Annotated in this window: 18 protein-coding genes and 2 pseudogenes; 18 read left to right on the top strand and 2 right to left on the bottom strand. The window is 68.2% G+C overall.

Annotated elements, in window-relative coordinates; genetic code table 11:
- The first annotated feature begins 7 nt into the window (after positions 1-7).
- From C8250_RS29165 to C8250_RS43755, 5 genes and pseudogenes are all read left to right on the top strand, one after another.
- The gene (locus tag C8250_RS29165; RefSeq protein WP_138357149.1) at positions 8-946 is read left to right on the top strand and encodes a cellulose-binding protein; all 939 of its coding nucleotides are present in this window, start codon (positions 8-10) and stop codon (positions 944-946) included.
- 115 nt (positions 947-1,061) lie between these two features.
- Entirely contained in the window at positions 1,062-2,081 is a 1,020-nt protein-coding gene (locus tag C8250_RS29160) for an ATP-binding cassette domain-containing protein (protein ID WP_138357150.1), read from the top strand.
- A 2-nt stretch (positions 2,082-2,083) separates the two neighbouring features.
- Positions 2,084-2,857, top strand: coding sequence for an ABC transporter permease (locus C8250_RS29155; protein ID WP_138357151.1), 774 nt, complete (start codon positions 2,084-2,086; stop codon positions 2,855-2,857).
- Between the two features lie 110 nt (positions 2,858-2,967).
- A pseudogene (locus C8250_RS29150) lies at positions 2,968-4,204 on the top strand (ATP-binding cassette domain-containing protein).
- 92 nt (positions 4,205-4,296) lie between these two features.
- Entirely contained in the window at positions 4,297-5,190 is an 894-nt protein-coding gene (locus C8250_RS43755; RefSeq protein WP_138357357.1) for an ABC transporter permease subunit, read from the top strand.
- Between the two features lie 11 nt (positions 5,191-5,201).
- Here C8250_RS43755 and C8250_RS29145 read toward each other — a convergent pair whose 3' ends face one another.
- Positions 5,202-5,528, bottom strand: a complete 327-nt coding sequence (locus C8250_RS29145; protein WP_138357356.1) for an ATP/GTP-binding protein — start codon at positions 5,526-5,528, stop codon at positions 5,202-5,204.
- A gap of 195 nt (positions 5,529-5,723) precedes the next feature.
- On the opposite strand from C8250_RS29145, the gene C8250_RS29140 reads away from it, so the two are divergent.
- Positions 5,724-6,752 carry an LLM class flavin-dependent oxidoreductase gene (locus C8250_RS29140; RefSeq protein WP_138357355.1) on the top strand — a complete coding sequence of 343 codons (1,029 nt, stop codon included), beginning with the start codon at positions 5,724-5,726 and terminating at the stop codon, positions 6,750-6,752.
- Between the two features lie 39 nt (positions 6,753-6,791).
- Here C8250_RS29140 and C8250_RS29135 read toward each other — a convergent pair whose 3' ends face one another.
- Positions 6,792-7,184 carry an SCO5389 family protein gene (locus C8250_RS29135; protein WP_138357354.1) on the bottom strand — a complete coding sequence of 131 codons (393 nt, stop codon included), beginning with the start codon at positions 7,182-7,184 and terminating at the stop codon, positions 6,792-6,794.
- A gap of 224 nt (positions 7,185-7,408) precedes the next feature.
- Between C8250_RS29135 and nucS the strand changes: the two genes are divergently transcribed.
- From nucS to C8250_RS29085, 12 genes and pseudogenes are all read left to right on the top strand, one after another.
- A complete protein-coding gene (gene nucS / locus C8250_RS29130) occupies positions 7,409-8,158 on the top strand; it encodes an endonuclease NucS (RefSeq protein ID WP_138357353.1) in 750 nt (249 codons plus the stop codon).
- Between the two features lie 80 nt (positions 8,159-8,238).
- Positions 8,239-8,466: a helix-turn-helix domain-containing protein gene (locus C8250_RS44930; RefSeq protein WP_346268779.1), complete on the top strand. Its 228-nt coding sequence runs from the start codon at positions 8,239-8,241 to the stop codon at positions 8,464-8,466.
- 82 nt (positions 8,467-8,548) lie between these two features.
- The gene (locus C8250_RS44925) at positions 8,549-8,842 is read left to right on the top strand and encodes a winged helix-turn-helix domain-containing protein (RefSeq protein ID WP_346268778.1); all 294 of its coding nucleotides are present in this window, start codon (positions 8,549-8,551) and stop codon (positions 8,840-8,842) included.
- Positions 8,839-9,078: a transposase gene (locus tag C8250_RS44920; RefSeq protein WP_346268777.1), complete on the top strand. Its 240-nt coding sequence runs from the start codon at positions 8,839-8,841 to the stop codon at positions 9,076-9,078. The genes C8250_RS44925 and C8250_RS44920 overlap by 4 nt, the downstream gene beginning before the upstream one ends.
- A complete protein-coding gene (locus C8250_RS44915; RefSeq protein WP_346268776.1) occupies positions 9,066-9,308 on the top strand; it encodes a transposase in 243 nt (80 codons plus the stop codon). The genes C8250_RS44920 and C8250_RS44915 overlap by 13 nt, the downstream gene beginning before the upstream one ends.
- 1,040 nt (positions 9,309-10,348) lie before the next feature.
- Complete coding sequence (locus tag C8250_RS29115) at positions 10,349-10,693, top strand: hypothetical protein (RefSeq protein WP_138357352.1); 345 nt, start codon at positions 10,349-10,351, stop codon at positions 10,691-10,693.
- 124 nt (positions 10,694-10,817) lie between these two features.
- Positions 10,818-11,177, top strand: a pseudogene (locus C8250_RS29110) (transposase); the annotation flags it as partial.
- Positions 11,178-11,250: 73 nt separating this feature from the next.
- Positions 11,251-12,630: a helix-turn-helix transcriptional regulator gene (locus C8250_RS29105; RefSeq protein ID WP_138357351.1), complete on the top strand. Its 1,380-nt coding sequence runs from the start codon at positions 11,251-11,253 to the stop codon at positions 12,628-12,630.
- A gap of 233 nt (positions 12,631-12,863) precedes the next feature.
- Positions 12,864-13,451 carry a TIR domain-containing protein gene (locus tag C8250_RS29100; RefSeq protein WP_187145025.1) on the top strand — a complete coding sequence of 196 codons (588 nt, stop codon included), beginning with the start codon at positions 12,864-12,866 and terminating at the stop codon, positions 13,449-13,451.
- 2 nt (positions 13,452-13,453) lie between these two features.
- Entirely contained in the window at positions 13,454-15,766 is a 2,313-nt protein-coding gene (locus C8250_RS29095; protein ID WP_138357349.1) for a hypothetical protein, read from the top strand.
- A 38-nt stretch (positions 15,767-15,804) separates the two neighbouring features.
- Complete coding sequence (locus C8250_RS29090; RefSeq protein WP_138357348.1) at positions 15,805-16,707, top strand: hypothetical protein; 903 nt, start codon at positions 15,805-15,807, stop codon at positions 16,705-16,707.
- A complete protein-coding gene (locus tag C8250_RS29085; RefSeq protein WP_138357347.1) occupies positions 16,704-17,963 on the top strand; it encodes an OmpA family protein in 1,260 nt (419 codons plus the stop codon). The genes C8250_RS29090 and C8250_RS29085 overlap by 4 nt, the downstream gene beginning before the upstream one ends.
- Positions 17,964-17,981: the final 18 nt, after the last annotated feature.

Below are 17,981 nucleotides of genomic sequence, written 5' to 3'. Positions count from 1 at the left end.
GAACCCCATGAGTGACACCTCCTCCCCCTTCGGCTTCGAACTCGTTCGGCGCGGATATGACCGCGGTCAGGTGGACGACCGCATCACCAAGCTCGTCGCCGACCGTGATAGCGCACTGACCCGGATCACCGCGCTGGAGAAGCGCATCGAGGAGCTACACCTCGAGACCCAGAACGCGCAGGCGCAGGTCAACGACGCGGAGCCGTCGTACGCCGGCCTCGGCGCCCGCGTCGAGAAGATCCTCCGCCTCGCCGAGGAGGAGGCGAAGGACCTTCGTGAGGAGGCCCGCCGCGCGGCCGAGCAGCACCGCGAGCTCGCGGAGTCCGCCGCCAACCAGGTGCGCAACGACGCCGAGACCTTCGCCGCGGACCGCAAGTCCAAGGCCGAGGACGAGGGCGCCCGGATCGTCGACAAGGCGAAGTCCGACTCCACGCAGCTGCGTGGCGAGGCCCAGAAGGACGCCCAGGCCAAGCGCGAGGAGGCCGACGCCCTCTTCGAGGAGACCCGTGCCAAGGCCGCCCAGGCCGCAGCCGACTTCGAGACGAACCTGGCCAAGCGCCGCGAGCAGTCCGAGCGTGACCTGGCGTCGCGTCAGGCCAAGGCCGAGAAGCGCCTGGCGGAGATCGAGCACCGCGCCGAGCAGCTCCGCCTCGAGGCCGAGAAGCTCCGTACCGACGCCGAGCGCCGCGCCCGCCAGACGGTGGAGACGGCCCAGCGCCAGTCCGAGGACATCGTCGCGGACGCGAACGCGAAGGCCGACCGGATCCGCAGCGAGTCCGAGCGCGAGCTGGCGGCGCTGACCAACCGCCGCGACAGCATCAACGCCCAGCTGACCAACGTCCGCGAGATGCTGGCCACCCTCACCGGTGCGGCGGTGGCCGCGGCCACCGGCCCGGCCGACGAGGAGCCGATCTCCCGCGGCGTCCCGGCACAGCAGAGCAGGTAACACCACAAAAGCGGGCACACCCCTCCCGCTGATCCCCCATCACCAGAAGCCCCCGTCCTCCTCGGATGGGGGTTTTTGGCGTGACGGGCGTCCGGGCGGACATTACGTTGGGACAATGATTGAACTGCAGGGGCTCACCAAGCGGTACGGGGACAAGACCGCTGTCGACCACCTCACGTTCACCGTGCGCCCCGGCGTGGTGACCGGCTTCCTCGGGCCGAACGGCGCGGGCAAGTCCACGACCATGCGCATGATGCTGGACCTGGACAACCCGACCGCGGGTGATGTGCGCATCGACGGAAAGCACTACCGGGACCTGAACGAGCCGTTCAAGTACATCGGCGCCCTCCTGGACGCGAAGGCCATCCACGGCGGCCGCACCGCGTACAACCACCTGCTGTGCCTCGCGCAGTCCAACCGCATTCCGGCCACCCGGGTCGCCGAGGTGCTGGAGACCGTTGGCCTGTCCTCGGTCGCCCAGAAGCGGTCCAAGGGCTTCTCCCTGGGGATGGGCCAGCGGCTCGGCATCGCGGGCGCCCTGCTCGGTGACCCCGAGATCCTGATGTTCGACGAGCCGGTCAACGGGCTCGACCCCGAGGGCATCCACTGGATCCGCAATCTGATGAAGGATCTGGCCGCCCAGGGGCGTACGGTCTTCGTCTCCAGCCACCTGATGAGCGAGATGGCGCTGACCGCCGAGCACCTGGTCGTCATCGGCCAGGGCCGGCTGCTCGCGGACACCTCGATGGCCGACTTCATCGCGATGAACTCCCGCTCGTACGTCCGGGTCAGGACCCCTGATCCGGAACGGCTGCGGGACGCGCTGGCCGCCGCGCAGATCACCCCGGTGGTCACCGGCGACGGCTCCTTCGAGATCGAGGGCGGCGATCCCGCGCGGATCGGCGAGCTGGCCGCGAAGCACCAGCTGACCCTGCACGAGCTGAGCCCGCAGCGGGCCTCACTGGAGGAAGCGTTCATGCAGCTCACCGCCGACTCGGTGGAATACCACGCGGGCGGGCACCTCGCCGGCGACCCGGCCGGTGCGGTACCCGTCACGGACGGCGCCGCCCCGCAGTGGGGCGCCGGCTGGTCCGGCGGCAAGGACAGCACCCCCAGCACCGGAAAGGAGTCCTGACCATGGCGGCTCCCGGCGCGGTCCTGCAGTCGGAATGGACCAAGATCAGGACGGTACGGTCCACGGTGTGGACGCTGGCGCTGGCGTTCCTCGTCACCGTCGCCTTCAGCGCGATCATCTGCGCAGTGGTGAACAGCCAGTTCAAGACCTTCTCCGCAGAGGAGAAGCTCACCTTCGACCCCACGGGCACCAGCTTCGCCGGGATTCTGCTCGGCCAGCTCGCACTGGTCGTCTTCGGTGTCCTGGTGATCGCGAGCGAGTACAGCTCGGGCATGATCCGTACCTCGCTCGCGGCGGTCCCGCAGCGTGCCTCGTTCTACTTCTCCAAGGTCGCCGTCGCCGGAGCGCTCGCCCTGGTGGTCGGCATGGCCACCAGTTTCATCTCGTTCTTCCTCGGCCAGTCGCTGCTCGGCAGCCACAAAGCGTCGATCGGCGACCCCGGCGTCCTGCGCGCGGTGATCGGCACCGGCCTCTACATGACGCTCCTGGTGCTGTTCTGCGTGGGCGTCGCCACGATGCTGCGCAGCCCGATGCTCGGGCTGGGCATCCTGATGCCGTTCTTCTTCCTCGTCTCGCCGATCCTGTCGGCGGTGCCGAAGGTGAAGACGGTGGCGAAGTACTTCCCCGACCAGGCAGGCCGCCAGATCACCACCGTGGTGCAGGTGGGCGACAACGCCGCGCCGTACGGCCCCTGGGCCGGATTCGCGATCATGGCGGCATGGGTGGTGGCCGCGCTGCTCGGCGGATATCTGATTCTCAAGAACCGTGACGCGTGAGCGGTACCGGCACGGGTACCGGAAGTGCACCCCTGCTGGAACCGTTCGGGCCCCTGTAGCCTCCTAAACCTCACGGGGGCACGTGCCCCGGTTGAAGGCGAGGGGCAAGCATGATCGAGGCAACGGGCCTCACCAAGCGCTATGGCGCCAAGACGGCTGTGTACAACCTGTCGTTCCAGGTCCGATCGGGCGCCGTGACCGGCTTCCTCGGACCGAACGGTTCGGGCAAGTCCACCACCATGCGGATGATCCTGGGCCTGGACGACCCGTCGGCCGGCCGTGTCACCATCGGCGGCCAGCCGTACCGGCAGCTGACCAACGCCCCCCGCAGGGTCGGTGCGCTCCTCGACGCCAAGGCCGTGCACGGCGGCCGCAGCGCGCGCCAGCACCTGCTGTGCCTGGCGCAGCTGTCCGGCATCCCGGCCCGCCGGGTGGACGAAGTGCTGGGCGTCGTGGGGCTGCAGGACGTCGCGTCGCGCCGCTCCAAGGGCTTCTCGCTCGGCATGGGCCAGCGGCTCGGCATAGCGGGCGCCCTGCTCGGCGACCCCGAGGTGCTGCTCTTCGACGAACCGGTGAACGGCCTGGACCCCGAGGGCATCCTCTGGGTCCGCAACCTCATGCGGAAGCTCGCCGCCGAGGGCCGCACGGTCTTCGTGTCGAGCCACCTGATGAGCGAGATGGCGCTGACCGCCGACCACTTGATCGTGATCGGCCGCGGGCAGCTGCTCGCCGACATGAGCGTCAAGGACTTCATCGCCCGCAACTCGACCGCGCACGCCACGGTCCGCACCCCTGACGACGCCGGGATGCGCGAGAAGCTGTCGAAGGCACTCAGCGAGGCCGGCGGCCTCGTGCAGCCCGAGCAGGACGGCGCCCTGCGCGTCACCGGCCTGGAGCTGCCGCGGATCAGCGACCTCGCGCACGAGATCGACGTACGCCTCTGGGAACTGTCGCCGCACCAGGCCTCGCTGGAAGAGGCGTACATGCGGATGACCAGCGGCGCGGTGGACTACCGCTCCACGGAGGACCTGCGCCAGGGGCTGCAGCAGCCCGCCCCGCACCCGCAGCAGGGGTACCAGCAGGCCGGTTACCCGCCGCAGGGGCAGTACCCGCAGGGCGGCTACCCGCCGGCCGGTTACCAGCAGCAGGCGCCCGCCGGCTGGGGTCATCCGCCCACGCAGCAGGCCCAGCAGCAGCTCTACACCCAGCCGTCGGCGCAGCCCGCCCAGCCCTACGCGCAGCCGTACGGGCAGCAGCCAAACGGGACCGCCGCCGCAGCCGTACGCGGCGACCACCGCCGTGCCCGCGCAGCCGCCGGTCGCGCCTGCCGCCCCGGCCGCGCCATAAGCTCCCCGGCCGCTCCCGCCGCTCCCGCCGCGCCCCCCCGTGGTGCCGCCCACCGCTCCCAGCCTCAACAAGTCCGACAGCGAGGACGCCCGATGACCGCCCCCGTCCCCGCCCCCGGCGCTCCCTACGCGTACGCCCAGCAGTACACGTCGCCGATCCCGGTGCAGAACACCACGCTCGCGCACGCGCTGAAGTCCGAGTGGACGAAGATCCGCACGGTGCGCTCCACGGTGTGGACGCTCAGCGTGATGCTCGCCGTCGTCATCGGCATCGGCATGCTGGTGACCCTGGCGATGACCCACAGCGACTACGTCGGGGCGCCGCTGCTCAGCGGCGGCCTGTTCGGGCTGATGCTCGGCCAGCTCGCGGTGATCACCCTCGGCGTCCTGGTGGTGACCTCCGAGTACAGCACCGGCATGATCCGTACGACGTTCACCGCCTGCCCGAGCCGGTCCCGGGTGCTCACGGCCAAGGCGATCGTCTTCTTCGGCCTGTCGTTCGTGACGACGACTGCGGCCTGCGGGATCACCGCGCTCATCAACTCCGCGGCCCTGTCGGACCAGAAGGTCCCGTCCTCCGCCTACGAGGACTCGGTGATGCGGGATTCGATCGAGGCCGGCAAGGTCGTCGCCCACGGCGGCCAGTGGCTGGGCGCCACCGTCGGCGCCGGTCTGTTCGTGGCGCTGCTCGGTCTGCTCTCGCTGGCGATCGGCACCCTGCTGCGGCACTCGGCGGGCGCGATCACGGCCATGATGGGCGTGGTGCTGCTGCCGCTGATCCTCGCGCTCTTCATGTTCGCCGAGAGCATGCACTCGCTGCGCGACTTCCTGATCAAGTACTCGGCGCTCAACGGGCTCGCGTCCATGTACCGGATCCCGATGGACGGCGGCACCAGTACCGGCTGGCCCGGCCTCGGGCTGCTGGCGATCATCACGGCGATCGCCCTGGGCGGCGCCTACGCGGTACTGGCCAAGCGCGACGTCTGACAGCGCTTTTTTCAGTAGCGCGGTGCGTTACGGGACCGCTGCACCCTCGTGGTGCGGCGGTCTTTCGCGTTCCAGCACGCCCGGTGCCAGTGCCGGCGGTCGTCGACGCCCCCGCCGTACTCCGGCCAGGCCACCAAGTGGCCGACGGCGGGCGGAATCTCCTGGTCGCAGCCCGGGCACCGGTAGCTCTTGCCCGCGGCACTTCCGGCGATCGGCCGAACCGACCACTCCTCGCCCTGCCAGGTCTCGGTACGCTCGGGGCCGCGGCCCGAACCCGACTCCCCGGGACGGTCGGCGGGGCTGTCACCACCGCGCGGGTGGTTTCGACGCGGCGACATGGGACACCTCGCGGTTCGGTCGGATCGGGGCAGCTCGTCCCAGAGTACGCGGCGGGTCATGAGGCGGACGTACCTCCGATCCCGCTCCCACCCGGCCCTGTCCGACATCCACTGCCGAAAATCATGAAATCGCTGCGGTAGGCCGTGCCTTTGGCACGTGTCAAGCGTTAGTGCCTGTAGAGGAGGGAGTGACCAATGCGTGTTGGGACTTTTGTTCTCGCGGCTCAGTTCCCCGGCCAGGGCCAGGGTGAGGTGCTGCACCGCGCCGTACGGTCGGCCGAGCTGGCCGAGTCCGCGGGGCTGGACGCCGTATGGCTGGCCGAGCACCATTTCGTTCCGTACGGAGTCTGCCCGTCCGCGGTGACGCTCGCTGCGTTTCTGCTGGGTCGCACCAGCACCATCGGGGTCGGCACGGCGGTCAGCGTGTTGCCGACCGCCCATCCGGTGGCGCTCGGCGAGCAGGCGGCACTGCTGCACATAGCCTCCGGCGGCCGTTTCACCCTCGGTGTCGGGCGCGGCGGCCCCTGGGTGGACCTGGAGGTCTTCGGCGCCGGCATCGAGGCCTTCGAGCACGGCTTCCCGGAATCACTCGACCTGCTGATGCGCTGGCTGCGCGAGCCCCGGGTCGGGGCGGACGGGCCGCGCTACGCGTTCCGCGAGGTGCCCGTCGTCCCGCGCCCCGACGAGCTCGACGAGCCGGGACCCCCGGTGGTGGTCGCCTGCACCTCCCCCAACTCCGTCCGGCTGGCCGCGGAACGCGGTCTGCCGATGCTGCTCGGGATGCACTGCGGCGACGAGGAGAAGGCCGGGATGGTCGAGCTCTGGCAGCTCACGGCGCGGGCCGCGGGGCTCTCCCCCGAGGTCGTCGCGGCGGCCGGCGCCGAACATGTGTCGGCGGGCGTCGTCCAGATCGCCGACAGCCGTGAGGACGCGGTCGAGGCGCTGGTCAAGGCGATGCCCGGCTGGCTGCAACGCGGGCTGGCGGCCCATCAGACCGTGGACGGCAGCGCCCGCGCGATGCGGAACCCGCTCAGCTACACGGAGTTGCTCTGCGATCTCCACCCGGTGGGTACGGCCCAGCTCTGCGCCGACCGGCTGGCGGCCACCTCCGAGCGGACCGGGATCACCCGCTTCGCACTGCTGGTGGAGGGTTCGGGAGATCTGGCTGTCACCGAGGAGAACGTCATGCGACTGGGCAGCGACGTGCTCCCGCAATTGGCCTGAACCGGAGGCGGGAGCACGTGAACCGCTGTCACACGAGGATCAGCAGTCCCTGAACTCCGGTGACTGGTTGAGCAGTTGGGAGCGAACGGATGTAAACTTCCCGTAACTCCCGTCAACGGCCGGGTCGAGCGGGAAAACCGCTACCCGGTGGCAGTTCTGGAACGCGAGTCGGACCCCGAAATGGCGCTGCAGGGCACCGCGTATCGCGTCACTCGCCAGCGCGCGCAGCAGTTGACCGCGCGCCTGTTCGTCCGGCGGCGGCACCTGGTTGTCGGCGAAGGAACCACCGTCAACCTTGAGTTGCGCCACCAGTGAACTGATCATCTCCCATGCGTACGGCAGGGAGGTCCGGACGCAGTCGACGAATTCCTTCTCGTCGACCTCGCCTCGCTCGGCCTGTTCGAGGAGGGCCGGTGAGACGTCGAGCGACATGGGTACTCCTCTCGTGACCCCGCGATGTGCGGGGCCAGACGGACATGGACCGGAAACCGGCCGAGCTTCTCCCGCACGACGGCTTCCACATACAACGGTAGGCGGCACGGTCCTGGCGCACCAGGAGGTAGCGCCCACAACCGGCCAATTTTCAACAGTCGCCCGGACCCTCCTCTTGAGGGCGAATCGCGCACGGGGCGGGGCGTCGAGTAGCGTTGCCCACCATGCGCCTCGTCATTGCCCGCTGCTCCGTGGACTACGCGGGCAAGCTCTCCGCCCACCTTCCGTCGGCGACCCGTCTGCTCCTCGTGAAGGCTGACGGTTCGGTCTCCATCCACGCCGATGACCGCGCCTACAAGCCGCTCAACTGGATGTCCCCGCCGTGCACCCTCAAGGTGGGCGACGACGGTGTCTGGACGGTGGTGAACAAGGCCGGTGAGCAGCTGATCATCACCATCGAGGAGGTCCTCCACGACTCCTCGCACGAGCTCGGGATCGACCCCGGTCTCATCAAGGACGGCGTCGAGGCCCACCTCCAGGAGCTGCTCGCGGATCGCATGGAAGTACTGGGTGCGGGCTGGACCCTGATCCGGCGCGAGTACATGACGGCGATCGGCCCGGTCGACATCCTCTGCCGGGACGCCGAAGGCGTCACGGTCGCGGTCGAGCTCAAGCGGCGCGGCGACATCGACGGGTCAAAGTCTACAGAAGGCACCGCTTCCGTAGCTTCCAGTGGCAACACGTGGGCTGTCGAGATCAAACGCGTGGCCGGCATCGACGGCGTCGAACAACTGTCCAGGTACCTGGAGCTGCTCAACCGGGACCCCCACCTCGCGCCCGTCCGAGGCATCCTGGCCGCCCAAACGATCAAGCCCCAGGCCCGCACCCTGGCCGAAGATCGCGGCATCCGTTGTGTGGTTCTCGACTACGACGCGATGCGCGGCATCGAAGACGACAAGCTGAAGCTCTTCTAGCGGACAGGCAGCTAGAGATCTTTAACGGTGAGGGTTCTCTGCCTGGTGACGGCTGTCGCTGGGTTCGCTATGCCGGTTGTATGAGGTATCCCGATGGTGGTGGGCTGACGGCTGAGGAGCGGGCCCGGCGTGAGCAGGTGCGGCTGGCTGCGGCTGAGTTGATCGAGGCGGGTGCCAGTGACCTGGAGGTGGCCCGGCGTTTTCGGGTGACGCGTATGTCGGCGAGCCGTTGGCGGCGGGCCTTAGCCGCGGGTGGCAGGCCGGGCCTTGGCCTCGAAGGGTCCGAGCGGCGCACGTTGCCGGCTTGACCCGGCCCAGCTGCGGTTGTTGGAGGCGGTGCTGGACGCGGGCCCGGCGGTCCATGGGTGGAGTGAGGATCAGTGCTGGACTTTGGCCCGGATCGCCGAGGTCGTGCGACGGCACTTCAAGGTGGATTACACCTTGGCCGGGCTGGACCTGCTGTTGCACCGGATCGGCTGGAGCGTGCAGGTCCCGACCCGGCAGGCCGCCGAGCGCGACGAGGTGAAGATCGCCGAGTGGAAGGACGAGCAGTGGCCCGTCAAAAAAGGACGGCGGCCGACCTGGGCGCCTGGCTATGCTTCGAGGACGAGGCAGGCCAGGGTCCGAGGCCGCCTAAGGGCCGCACGTGGGGCCGGCACGGTCACGCTCCGGTGGTCCGGGTGACTGCGGCGGGCAGCAAGCGTGTCTCGCTGGCCGGGCTGATCTGCACCAAGCCCGGCCACCGGGCCCGGCTGGTCTATCGCACCCACATCGACCGCGGACCGCGCAAGGACCGCCGCAAGGGCTTCACCGAGACCGAGTACATCCGACTCCTCGACGCCGCCCACCAGCAACTCGACAGCCCGTCCTGGTGTGGGACAACCTCAACACGCACGTCAGCCGCACGATGCGGGGGCTGATTGCTGCCCGATCCTGGCTGACTGTCTACCAACTGCCGTCGTACGCGCCGGAACTCAACCCGGTCGAGGCGGTGTGGTCCCACCTGAAGAGATCCCTGGCCAACCTCGCCAAGCGGGACATCGACCAACTGACCGCGCTGGTCAAGACGCGGCTCAAACGGATGCAGTACCGGACCGAGCTCATCGACGGCTTCATCGCCAAGACCAGACTCGACCTCACACCGCCATAACCCCCACCACTACAGCTCTCTAGATAGGTCCGTTAGGGGTCACAGCGAAGAGGTGCGCGGCTGGGCCCCCGTACAGCGACGGTTGCACGTTGACCTACATGGCGGGCAACGATCAAGAGCGTTGTACGGACGTCCTCGTACAAGCGTGCGGCCAGTTGGAAAGCGTGTTGGGGGCGACCGGTGCAGGTCTAAGGTCTCCGTCTGTAGAGGCTTCGCTGCACCATGACGGTCGCTATTTGCCTCGTCAGGACAGGCGCGAGGCCGGGCCCTACCGGGCCGGCGGTTTGAGAGGAGGCACGTAGCGAGCCGAGAAACTCGGGGGGAGATTAGCTCCCAGCCCCGTGCCTCCTCCCCGGGCATCAGAAGTAGCTGCTATACACCTCCCCGAGGATCGCCCACAGAGCGCGAGCACTCAGTGAGGCGACGGTCCGCTTGGAGAGCTCTGCCGCAAGCTGTGCCCGACGGGTGGACGACTTGTCCCCCATATCCACACCTCCCCTTCCCTAGGGATGACAGACCACCCGCAGGTGGCCCTCCCCCCGATGGGCGTGTGGACAAGTCACAAGGTAGCGGGATGTATCGGGGTGCGCTATGGACTCAACAGCATTGCGCGCACATAGCCAGTCAATCTTCGGATCTTGGGGCTGCAGGAGGTGAGTTTCAGTTGCAGTCTCACTTGGCGCTTATTCCGGCACCGTCCGTGCGCGTTCACGGAAGTTTGCGAACCCCTCCGACCAGCCGAGAAGCTTGTTTCGCGGATACTCACGGACGCCCCCGGACCAAGATCGGACACCTCGTAATGCGTAGGTCTCGGGTTCGAATCCCGAAGGCGGCCCCACGTCGGAAAGTCCCGGTCAGTTCACTGACCGGGACTTTCTCGTTCTACTGGATGCGGCGGCGGCGCCGTGCGCGGGCCGCCCGGGTGTCGCCTGTCTCAGCTTGGTCTTAACCTGCTGCGCCCTCAAGGGGTGCGTGGTGTACTGGTCGGCCGTCCGGCTCGTTGATGAAGGCGGCGTGAGACAGGGCGCTACGGAGTGAGCATGTGGGACGGCCCCTTCTACCGAGTCAGACGTGACGGAGACGAGATCTGCTTCGTGCCCGGTGCCGGGGAGGACCTCGACGAGGTCTGCAATGTGGACATATGGGTCATCCGTGATGACGGCGATCGCTGGTCCGGAACCGTGTTCACTCTCGATGAGGTGCACCGGATCATGGACCGTCAGCGGCAGGCTGGCGAACCGGAGGGCGACTACTGGTGGTGCTGGGATGGCCTCATTGTGCGCGACGCGGGTGTGCCTTCGATGGTCAAGGTCATCGACGGGCTCGTCGCCGCAGGCGAGCACGAGACAGTCCTTCGCCACGTTGGGCCCGAAGAGATCGCTTGATCTCGTTGACTCCCCGGCTGACCGAACATGATCGCTCGTACGGGGATTCCGGGGTCGCGAACACGGCCCCCCTTGATCCTGTGCTCCGACGAAGAGCGCACTTGACCAGCGAAGGCCGTGGGGAATGAGTCTGCTGCGCCACGATGGCCGGGACGAGGCATTCGACTTCACCTCCCACTTTCGGGAGGGCTTCTACGGATGTCTGACCCGGCGCGCTGACACGCTGTTCGAGCTCTGCGACGCGATGCTCTGTGAGGACGGCCCAGTGAGCTCGCCGGTCGATTCGACGTTGCCGGCCGAGCACCGCCGTGGGCGCGGCGCGTTGTACCACGCGCTCAACCAGGGCTGCATCGACGCGGACAGGCTGCGCAAGGCACTGGCCGTGCTGCCGCAGCCGAAGGCCGCCGATGGGCGCCTGGTCCTGGCGGTCGATGTCTCGCCGTGGCTGCGTCCGGCCGCGTCGGCCAGCCCGGACCGCCTGTTCTGACTCGTCGACCGGTCGGCCAGAATGTCGACCGGCGTAATCAAAACGATAGAATTCGAGTTGTAAAGAAGCTGTGAACGGTCAGATGTTCCATGGCAGACTGCCTTTACTGGTTGCGAGCGATCGGGGGCAAATGAGCATGCAGCCGCCAGCTTTAACCTTCGGCGCCGAGTTGCGTCGGCGAAGGATCGAGGCGGGATTATCCCTGGGTGATCTTGCGGGCTTGATCCATTTTTCCAAGGGACACCTGAGCAAGGTGGAGCGCTGCGAGAAGCAGCCCAGCAGTGACCTGGCGCAGATCTGCGACACCGTAATGAAGGCCGACGGCCAGCTCGGCAGGCTGGTTTCTCAACCTGAGCGCAATTCCACAAATCGCCAGGTCAGCAACCAGGATCTGCAGATTCCATGGTCGTTGCGCATGCACGCCGGTGGTGAAAGTGATTTCGTCGCCTTCGATCCCGCTGCGCTCACCGACGGGACCGTACCCTTCGACATGGTCAGCTGGTCCATCACGCCGGCCTGGCACGAAACTCCGGAAGCCGGCTTGGCGCTTCCCTACTTCAGAACTATGTTCGACGAATTTCGGCAGCTCGGTCAGATGTTCGGGCCAGCTGTTGTCGCACAGCTCACCATCGCGGCAACGAGCGCGCTTCGCGGAATGACGCGGAATGCCCAGCCCGAGCATCGTTCCATCATTCTCCGCCTGGCCTCGCGCTTCGCCGAATACACCGGGTGGATGGCCCAGGAGGCGGGAAACGACGACGCGACCCTGTGGTGGACCGATCAGGCAGTCCATCTCGCGGCGGCCGGCGGGGACGATGAGTTGGCGGCCTACGCCCTGGTCCGAAAGGCGGAGGTGGCCCTCTACAACGGCGACTCCCTGACGACCGTGGAACTCGCCCGCCGAGCCGGACGGCAAGCGCGCAGCGGACGGATCCGGGGGCTCGCCGCCCAGCGCGAGGCCCAGGGTCACGCTCTCGTGGGCGGCCGCGAAGAATGCCGCCGCGCCCTGGACATCGGTGCCGAACTGACCTCCGCAACGACCCCGTTGGACACGGACGATCCGGTGCTCGGCAGCGTCCATCTGCCGGACCTGACTGCGTTCATCTCAGGTTGGTGCATGCAGGAACTCGGCTCCCCCGCGGAGGCGGTGACCTTGCTGGGTGACGGATTGGAAGCCATCGACCCGACGGCGCGGCGGGCGCGGGCTCGCTACGGCGTTCGGCTGGCTCTCGCGCTGGCACACGTCGGCGAGGTCGAACACGCCTGCGCGGTGGCCGAATCGGTGGCCTCGTCGGTTGCTCTGGTCGATTCGGCGACCATCCGTGCGGACCTGCTGCGCCTGAGCCGCGCGCTCAAACGATGGCCGAAGAACGCCACCGTCCGCCACACCATTCCGCTCCTCACCCTCGGCTTGCAGGCCAACCGCCGCAAACCGGGAAACCCTGTCTGACCGATCCCCCGCCACTCACCGAGCGTGCCTGCCTGGTCACCGCTTCGAGTAGGGCGCCAGCGGATTCAAGAGGGTGTTCCGTTGCCTCGGCAGGTGGCCGCGGGCAACGCGTTGACCACCCCCGCCCACGGCTGAAAACGTCGGTTCACCCCCCCTCTCTCCGGTTGCGACGACTCGGCGCGCAACCAAGGACGCCATCTGCCCGGTTTCGGCAGTGGGAAAGGCAGGACGACATGGCCGGAGTATTCATCAACTACCGCACTGGCAACGGAGACAAGGAGGCGACCCTGGTGGACGAGGCGCTCAGGAGGGAGTTCGGCGACGAGATGGTCTTCCGGGACCACCGGGCGATCGGCCGAGGGGCTGACTACCGGGTCGAGTTGCTACAGAACCTGGAGCGCTGCTCGGTGCTTCTCGTCCTCATGGGATCCGACTGGCTCACTCAGGCGGACAGTTCCGGCCACCGCCGGATCGACGACCCGGCGGACTGGGTCCGCATGGAGATCGCCTCCATGCTCGCGTGGCGCAGAAAGGTCATCCCGCTCCTGCTCAACGACGCCCCGCTCCCCGAGCCCCGTGAACTGCCCTACGAAATCGCTGAGTTGCCGAACCGTCAGGCCATGTATCTGCGGACGAAACACGCGGATCAGGATCTTCCGTTGATCCTCGACGAGGTACGCAAGGAAGTACCGGGCCGCAGGCGGCACGACGGGGAAGGCCGCACGAGCGGCGGCACCACGCTGAAGAACCCGAAGCGCAACGCCATCGCCCTGGGCTCCGGCGACGCCGAGTACTTCGAAGGCAGGAACAGAGAGGAGTGACCGTGAGCAGCACGGAGGACACCAGTGACTCGCCGCAGGGCCCGGCCGAACTCGAGGCCGACACCGCGGCGGAAGCACACGGTCCGGACGAACCGGTCTTCGACCGGCCGGCGGCGGGGCCGGGCGCGGACGGTGACAACGGCAGTGGGGGCCGTCCGCGGCCGGCTGGCCCGGGGGAGTCGGAGAAGGAGGACAGCAAGGACGAGAAGAAGAAGGAGAAGTCCGCGACCCGACGTGACGGGAGCGACGAGGACTTCGACGGCCTGGCCTCGGTCTTGCGGGGCGGCACCACGCTCGACAGGCCGCGTCGGAACGCCGTGTCCGCGAGCGGTAATTCCTACTACTTCGAGCAGTTCACCCTCGGGGCCGACAGCCGCGCCGAGATCCATGCGGTGGATTTCGACCCGCGAGACGTCGCGCAGTACCGGGAGGTCCACCAGACGGTCGACCAGCAGAGCCAGATGGCAGCCCGCCTGCGGGAGCACCATGTCGTCGCGCTGTCCGGGGAGCCCGGAAGCGGACGTCAGTCCACCGCGCTGGTGCTGCTCGCGGGTGTCTGCGGCAACGACCGGATCAAGATCTTGCACACCGAGGCGCCGAGCTTCGCGCAGGCCTTGGTCGCGCAGGCCGAGAAACTGCTCACCAGTGGTGACGGCTTCCTGGTCGACCTGGGCGATCAGCCCGTGAAGCTCTCCACCGTAGCCGCACTCAGCGGGTTGGCCCACAGCCGGAACGCGTACGTGGTCGTCATCGGCGAGCGGGGTCCGGTCGACCCCGACCAGCTCCAGCCCTACGCGGTCGCGCATCGACGGCCCGATCCGAACGCCGTACTGAGAGCGCATCTTCGCGCGGCGCTGGCCCTGCACTCCTCGTCGGCGTGTACCGAGGACGAGTGCGGCGACGGCCACGTGAGCGCCTTCGTCACCGGGATGCTGGCGGATCAGCAGGTGCAGCGCATCGTCGGCGGAGCACCGTCGGTGCGCGCCGTGGTCGACTTCGCGGTTTTGCTGGCGGAGCAGCTCCACGCGGGGCAGACCGGCCTCGACGAGGCGGTCGGCCGGTGGCGCAACCGGCTGCGGCGATTGGCCAAGCACATCCTCCAGAAACCGCCCGAGGGCTCGCAGCACTCGACCCTCGACCCGCACCGCCAGGCGTTCCTTATCGCGTACGCGCTGTTCAACGGGCACCCGCTCGCTGACGTCTTCTGGGCGGCGGACATGCTCAGCGCGACCGTGCTGCCACTGTTCGAGACCCGCGAACCGCCGATCGGCGTCCATCTCTTCGACCGCGACCTCGATCAACTGATCCCGCCGGCGATGCGGGGCGCAGGGCTCAGCGGCGCAAGTGCCCAAGGGGAGGACAATCCGCGGCGGGCGCTGCTCGGGGACGAGAAGCTGATGCTCGCTGTGATCGAGGTGGCCTGGCACGACTACGACAGCCTGCGGCCTCCCCTGCGGATGTGGTTGACCCGGATGGTCGGCACAAGTCCGCTGGAGCGGATCCACGTGCGGGCCGCACAGATCGCCGGGATCCTGTTGGGCCACGACTTCGACAGCGTCTACCGGGATCTGGTCTCCGACTGGGCGCGCGGTACTGCGCCGTACCGCCAGTGCGCCGCACTGGCGTTGGCCATGGCGGCGGGAGATCCGCAGTTGGCACCGCGGGTCCGCCGGCAGGTGCGCAGCTGGGCGGGGAGTCCGGACTGGCGGCTTCAGGACAGCGCAGCACGGACCTTCGGTACCTCGGTGGGCATCGAGGACGTCAACGACGCCCTGCGGTCCTTGCGCGAGCTGGGTACCAGGCCCGAGTTGGCGTTGCGGAACTCGGTTGCCTTCTCCATGGCCCTGCTTTTCCTCGCCGACGGCACGGAGCCGGTCGCGGACGCACTGGAACGGTGGATCACGGCGGACAACGAGTACCTGGCTCGGCATGCGATTCGCACCATGCTGATCCTCGGCCGCTACTCCGTGGGGGCGGACCGTCGCGATCGGCCCGTCCTCGCACATCTCGCCATGCAGGACAGCGCGCGCGAGAAGGCTCTGGTGCTGTTGTGGCGCCGTGCCCTGCTCAGCCAGGGGCACTCCGCCCGCGCCTGGGACCTGCTGCGGCGCTGGCTGCTCGGAGGCGACGCCGATCCCGAGCTGGGGGGCTTCCTGGAGGCGTTCGTGCCTCACGTCTGCACCGGCCAGCTCTCCCGGCGACTGATGTTCAACCTCGACATGTGGATCAAGCGCTATCCGGAGTCGGGCTGCATCCGGAGGGTCCGGAAGCACCTGGACGGGGGCAGCACCCAGGGCGGTGACCAGGAGTCCTGACGAGCGCTCGGACCACTCTTGACGAAAGGAAGACGATCATGGCTCGACCCAAGGGACTCTTTGCCACGCTCCGTACCTGGTGGCGTTCGAAGGACGGCGAGAACGGCGACGAGTTCGGCGACACCCGGACCCGATCCGGAACCGAGGGGGCGGCGGCGGCCGGCCAGTCCGCGCAGGGAGAGGCCGCCTTGGAGCTCCCAGCGGAGAACGAAACCCTCGCGTTGACCGCCCGCGGGGATGTCTTCTCGTTCGAGGTGCTTCCGCACTTCCGTTGGTCCAGTGTCGTGATGACGCTGGAGGTCCTGAGGGAACGCGCGGGGGTGCACCAGGAGCTGGCGCGTGCCGAACTGGTGCGCCGCGCGTGGTCCGTCGCGCGCGGGTGCGATCCGAGCGACCCTGTGGCAGCGGAGCAGGCCGTCAACGAGGAGCTGGGCAACGGCTGGTGTTATGAGGACGAGAAGGGCAGCATCCGCTGCGTCCCGTCCGTTCGGATGCGCATCGACCCGGTCCTACGTGAGCACATACTCCCCTTCCATCTCAATGAGTTGACCCTCAAGGAAGAGCACCGTCTCGGCCTGTTGAAGGCTGACCACGCGGAGTCGCTCACTGAGCAGTGGCTTCAGGTCGTGAGGGAACTGGAGCAGGCCGGCGACCTCGGGCCCTCCGAACGGCGGCTGATGGTGCCCTTCGCAGCCGCACTCGCCGAAGGGGGGGATTTCTCCAGGGTCATGGAGGCGCTGGAGAACACTCGCAGGGCGGGCACCAAGGTGCTGGCCCAGGTGCTGGCCGAGGCAGCCAAGAACAGCGAGCAGGTCGGCTTGTTCGAGTACGCCAATGCCTACGACAAGGCACTCGGCGCATTCTGCCGCCAGATGGGGCTCAGCCCGTTCTCGTGGGTTGACGGGGCGGTCGCCGCCGATCCGGGGGAGCTGGTCTCGTGAGTTCAGTACTGCCTGTCCGCCGCAGTCGTCGGGCAGCCCGCGCAACGGCCGCTCTGGCGCTCGCGCTCGTCTGTGGGTTCACCACCGCATGCACCACGGGGCCGGACCTGTCGGACGACTCCACGACCGACTCCTGCAGTTGGATGGCGCAGCCGGGTGACGGCGACGGCCGATCGGTGATCCTCGTCGACGACTCCGCCTCGGCGTTCGGCGCATCCACGGGTGCCCGCGGTCTCGACTACACGAGCATGCTCGCGTCGCTGGTTGCGGACATGCTCGAGCGCATGGACACCGTCTCCATAGGCGCGTTCAGCGGCGATTCGACGCAGATCACCTGGATCGCCAAGGACCGTTCGACCGACTGGAAGAAGGACAACGCCGACAGCGGCAACCGCGACGAGCGCAAGCGTGAGGCAGCCGACTGTCTGACCGGCTACGTCTCCACCGCACAGAAGTCGGCCCCGATCAGCAGCGGCTCCAACATCCTGGGGGCACTGGAGTCCGGCGCCGAAGCACTGAACGGCGCGAAAGGGTCGCGCAACCTGCTTGTACTGACGGACGGCCTGTCCACCACCGGGTGCGCCGACCTGCGAACCGCAGCCTTTCGAACTCCCGAGGAGATCGGTGCGATCAGCAAGGTCTGCACCACCCGCGATGAGATTCCGGTCCTCACCGGCGTGCACACCACGATCGCCGGGCTGGCCCAGTCGGCCACCGACCAGCCGACTGCCACGCCCCTGCAGCGCGGCTGGCTGACCGACCTGTGGAAAGGACTGTGCCAGAACGGTGGTGGAGGTGCCTGTTCGCTCCCCTCGGTGACCTTCGCGAAAGCAGCGTCCCCCCGCACCGCGTCGAAGACCCCCAGCGACCCGACGGTCCGCTATGGCGATGGCAAGGTGCAGGCGTACTCGCTGCCCGGAGCCGCCCTGTTCGACTCCGGCTCGTCGAAGGTCCGCAGCCAGGCGATGCCACTGCTGACCGACATCGCGGTCAGCGCCCGAACCACCACGGGCAGCCGGGTGGTTGTCTACGGATACGTGGACCCGCGAGGTCGTCCCGACAACGACCACCGCCTGTCCCAGGATCGCGCGAACGCTGTGCGGTCAGTACTGTTCGACCTCGGCGTGGCCGAGGTCAGCGCCTATGGCCGGGGTCTGGCGGTCGGCTGCCCCAAGGCTTCCGGTGCGGCGGGCATGACCGAGGAGCAGTTGCTGCAGTGCGACCGCCGCGTGGACATCGACATCATCGGAAAGTGAGGACGCGGTCAGCCATGA

Source organism: Streptomyces sp. So13.3 (assembly GCF_005860785.2).
GTDB lineage: Bacteria > Actinomycetota > Actinomycetes > Streptomycetales > Streptomycetaceae > Actinacidiphila > Actinacidiphila fildesensis.
The sequence above is the reverse complement of the archived record's forward strand: the minus strand, read 5'-3'. Positions and strand labels throughout refer to the sequence as shown.

Coding starts and splice junctions, on each gene's coding strand:
- C8250_RS29100 (WP_187145025.1), top strand. CDS start 12,864: ATGGCCGGAGTATTCATCAACTACCGCACTGGCAACGGAGACAAGGAG.
- C8250_RS29135 (WP_138357354.1), bottom strand. CDS start 7,184: ATGTCGCTCGACGTCTCACCGGCCCTCCTCGAACAGGCCGAGCGAGGC.
- C8250_RS29165 (WP_138357149.1), top strand. CDS start 8: ATGAGTGACACCTCCTCCCCCTTCGGCTTCGAACTCGTTCGGCGCGGA.
- C8250_RS29145 (WP_138357356.1), bottom strand. CDS start 5,528: ATGTCGCCGCGTCGAAACCACCCGCGCGGTGGTGACAGCCCCGCCGAC.
- nucS (WP_138357353.1), top strand. CDS start 7,409: ATGCGCCTCGTCATTGCCCGCTGCTCCGTGGACTACGCGGGCAAGCTC.
- C8250_RS29155 (WP_138357151.1), top strand. CDS start 2,084: ATGGCGGCTCCCGGCGCGGTCCTGCAGTCGGAATGGACCAAGATCAGG.
- C8250_RS29115 (WP_138357352.1), top strand. CDS start 10,349: ATGTGGGACGGCCCCTTCTACCGAGTCAGACGTGACGGAGACGAGATC.
- C8250_RS29140 (WP_138357355.1), top strand. CDS start 5,724: ATGCGTGTTGGGACTTTTGTTCTCGCGGCTCAGTTCCCCGGCCAGGGC.
- C8250_RS43755 (WP_138357357.1), top strand. CDS start 4,297: ATGACCGCCCCCGTCCCCGCCCCCGGCGCTCCCTACGCGTACGCCCAG.
- C8250_RS29090 (WP_138357348.1), top strand. CDS start 15,805: ATGGCTCGACCCAAGGGACTCTTTGCCACGCTCCGTACCTGGTGGCGT.
- C8250_RS44930 (WP_346268779.1), top strand. CDS start 8,239: ATGAGGTATCCCGATGGTGGTGGGCTGACGGCTGAGGAGCGGGCCCGG.
- C8250_RS29160 (WP_138357150.1), top strand. CDS start 1,062: ATGATTGAACTGCAGGGGCTCACCAAGCGGTACGGGGACAAGACCGCT.
- C8250_RS44915 (WP_346268776.1), top strand. CDS start 9,066: ATGCGGGGGCTGATTGCTGCCCGATCCTGGCTGACTGTCTACCAACTG.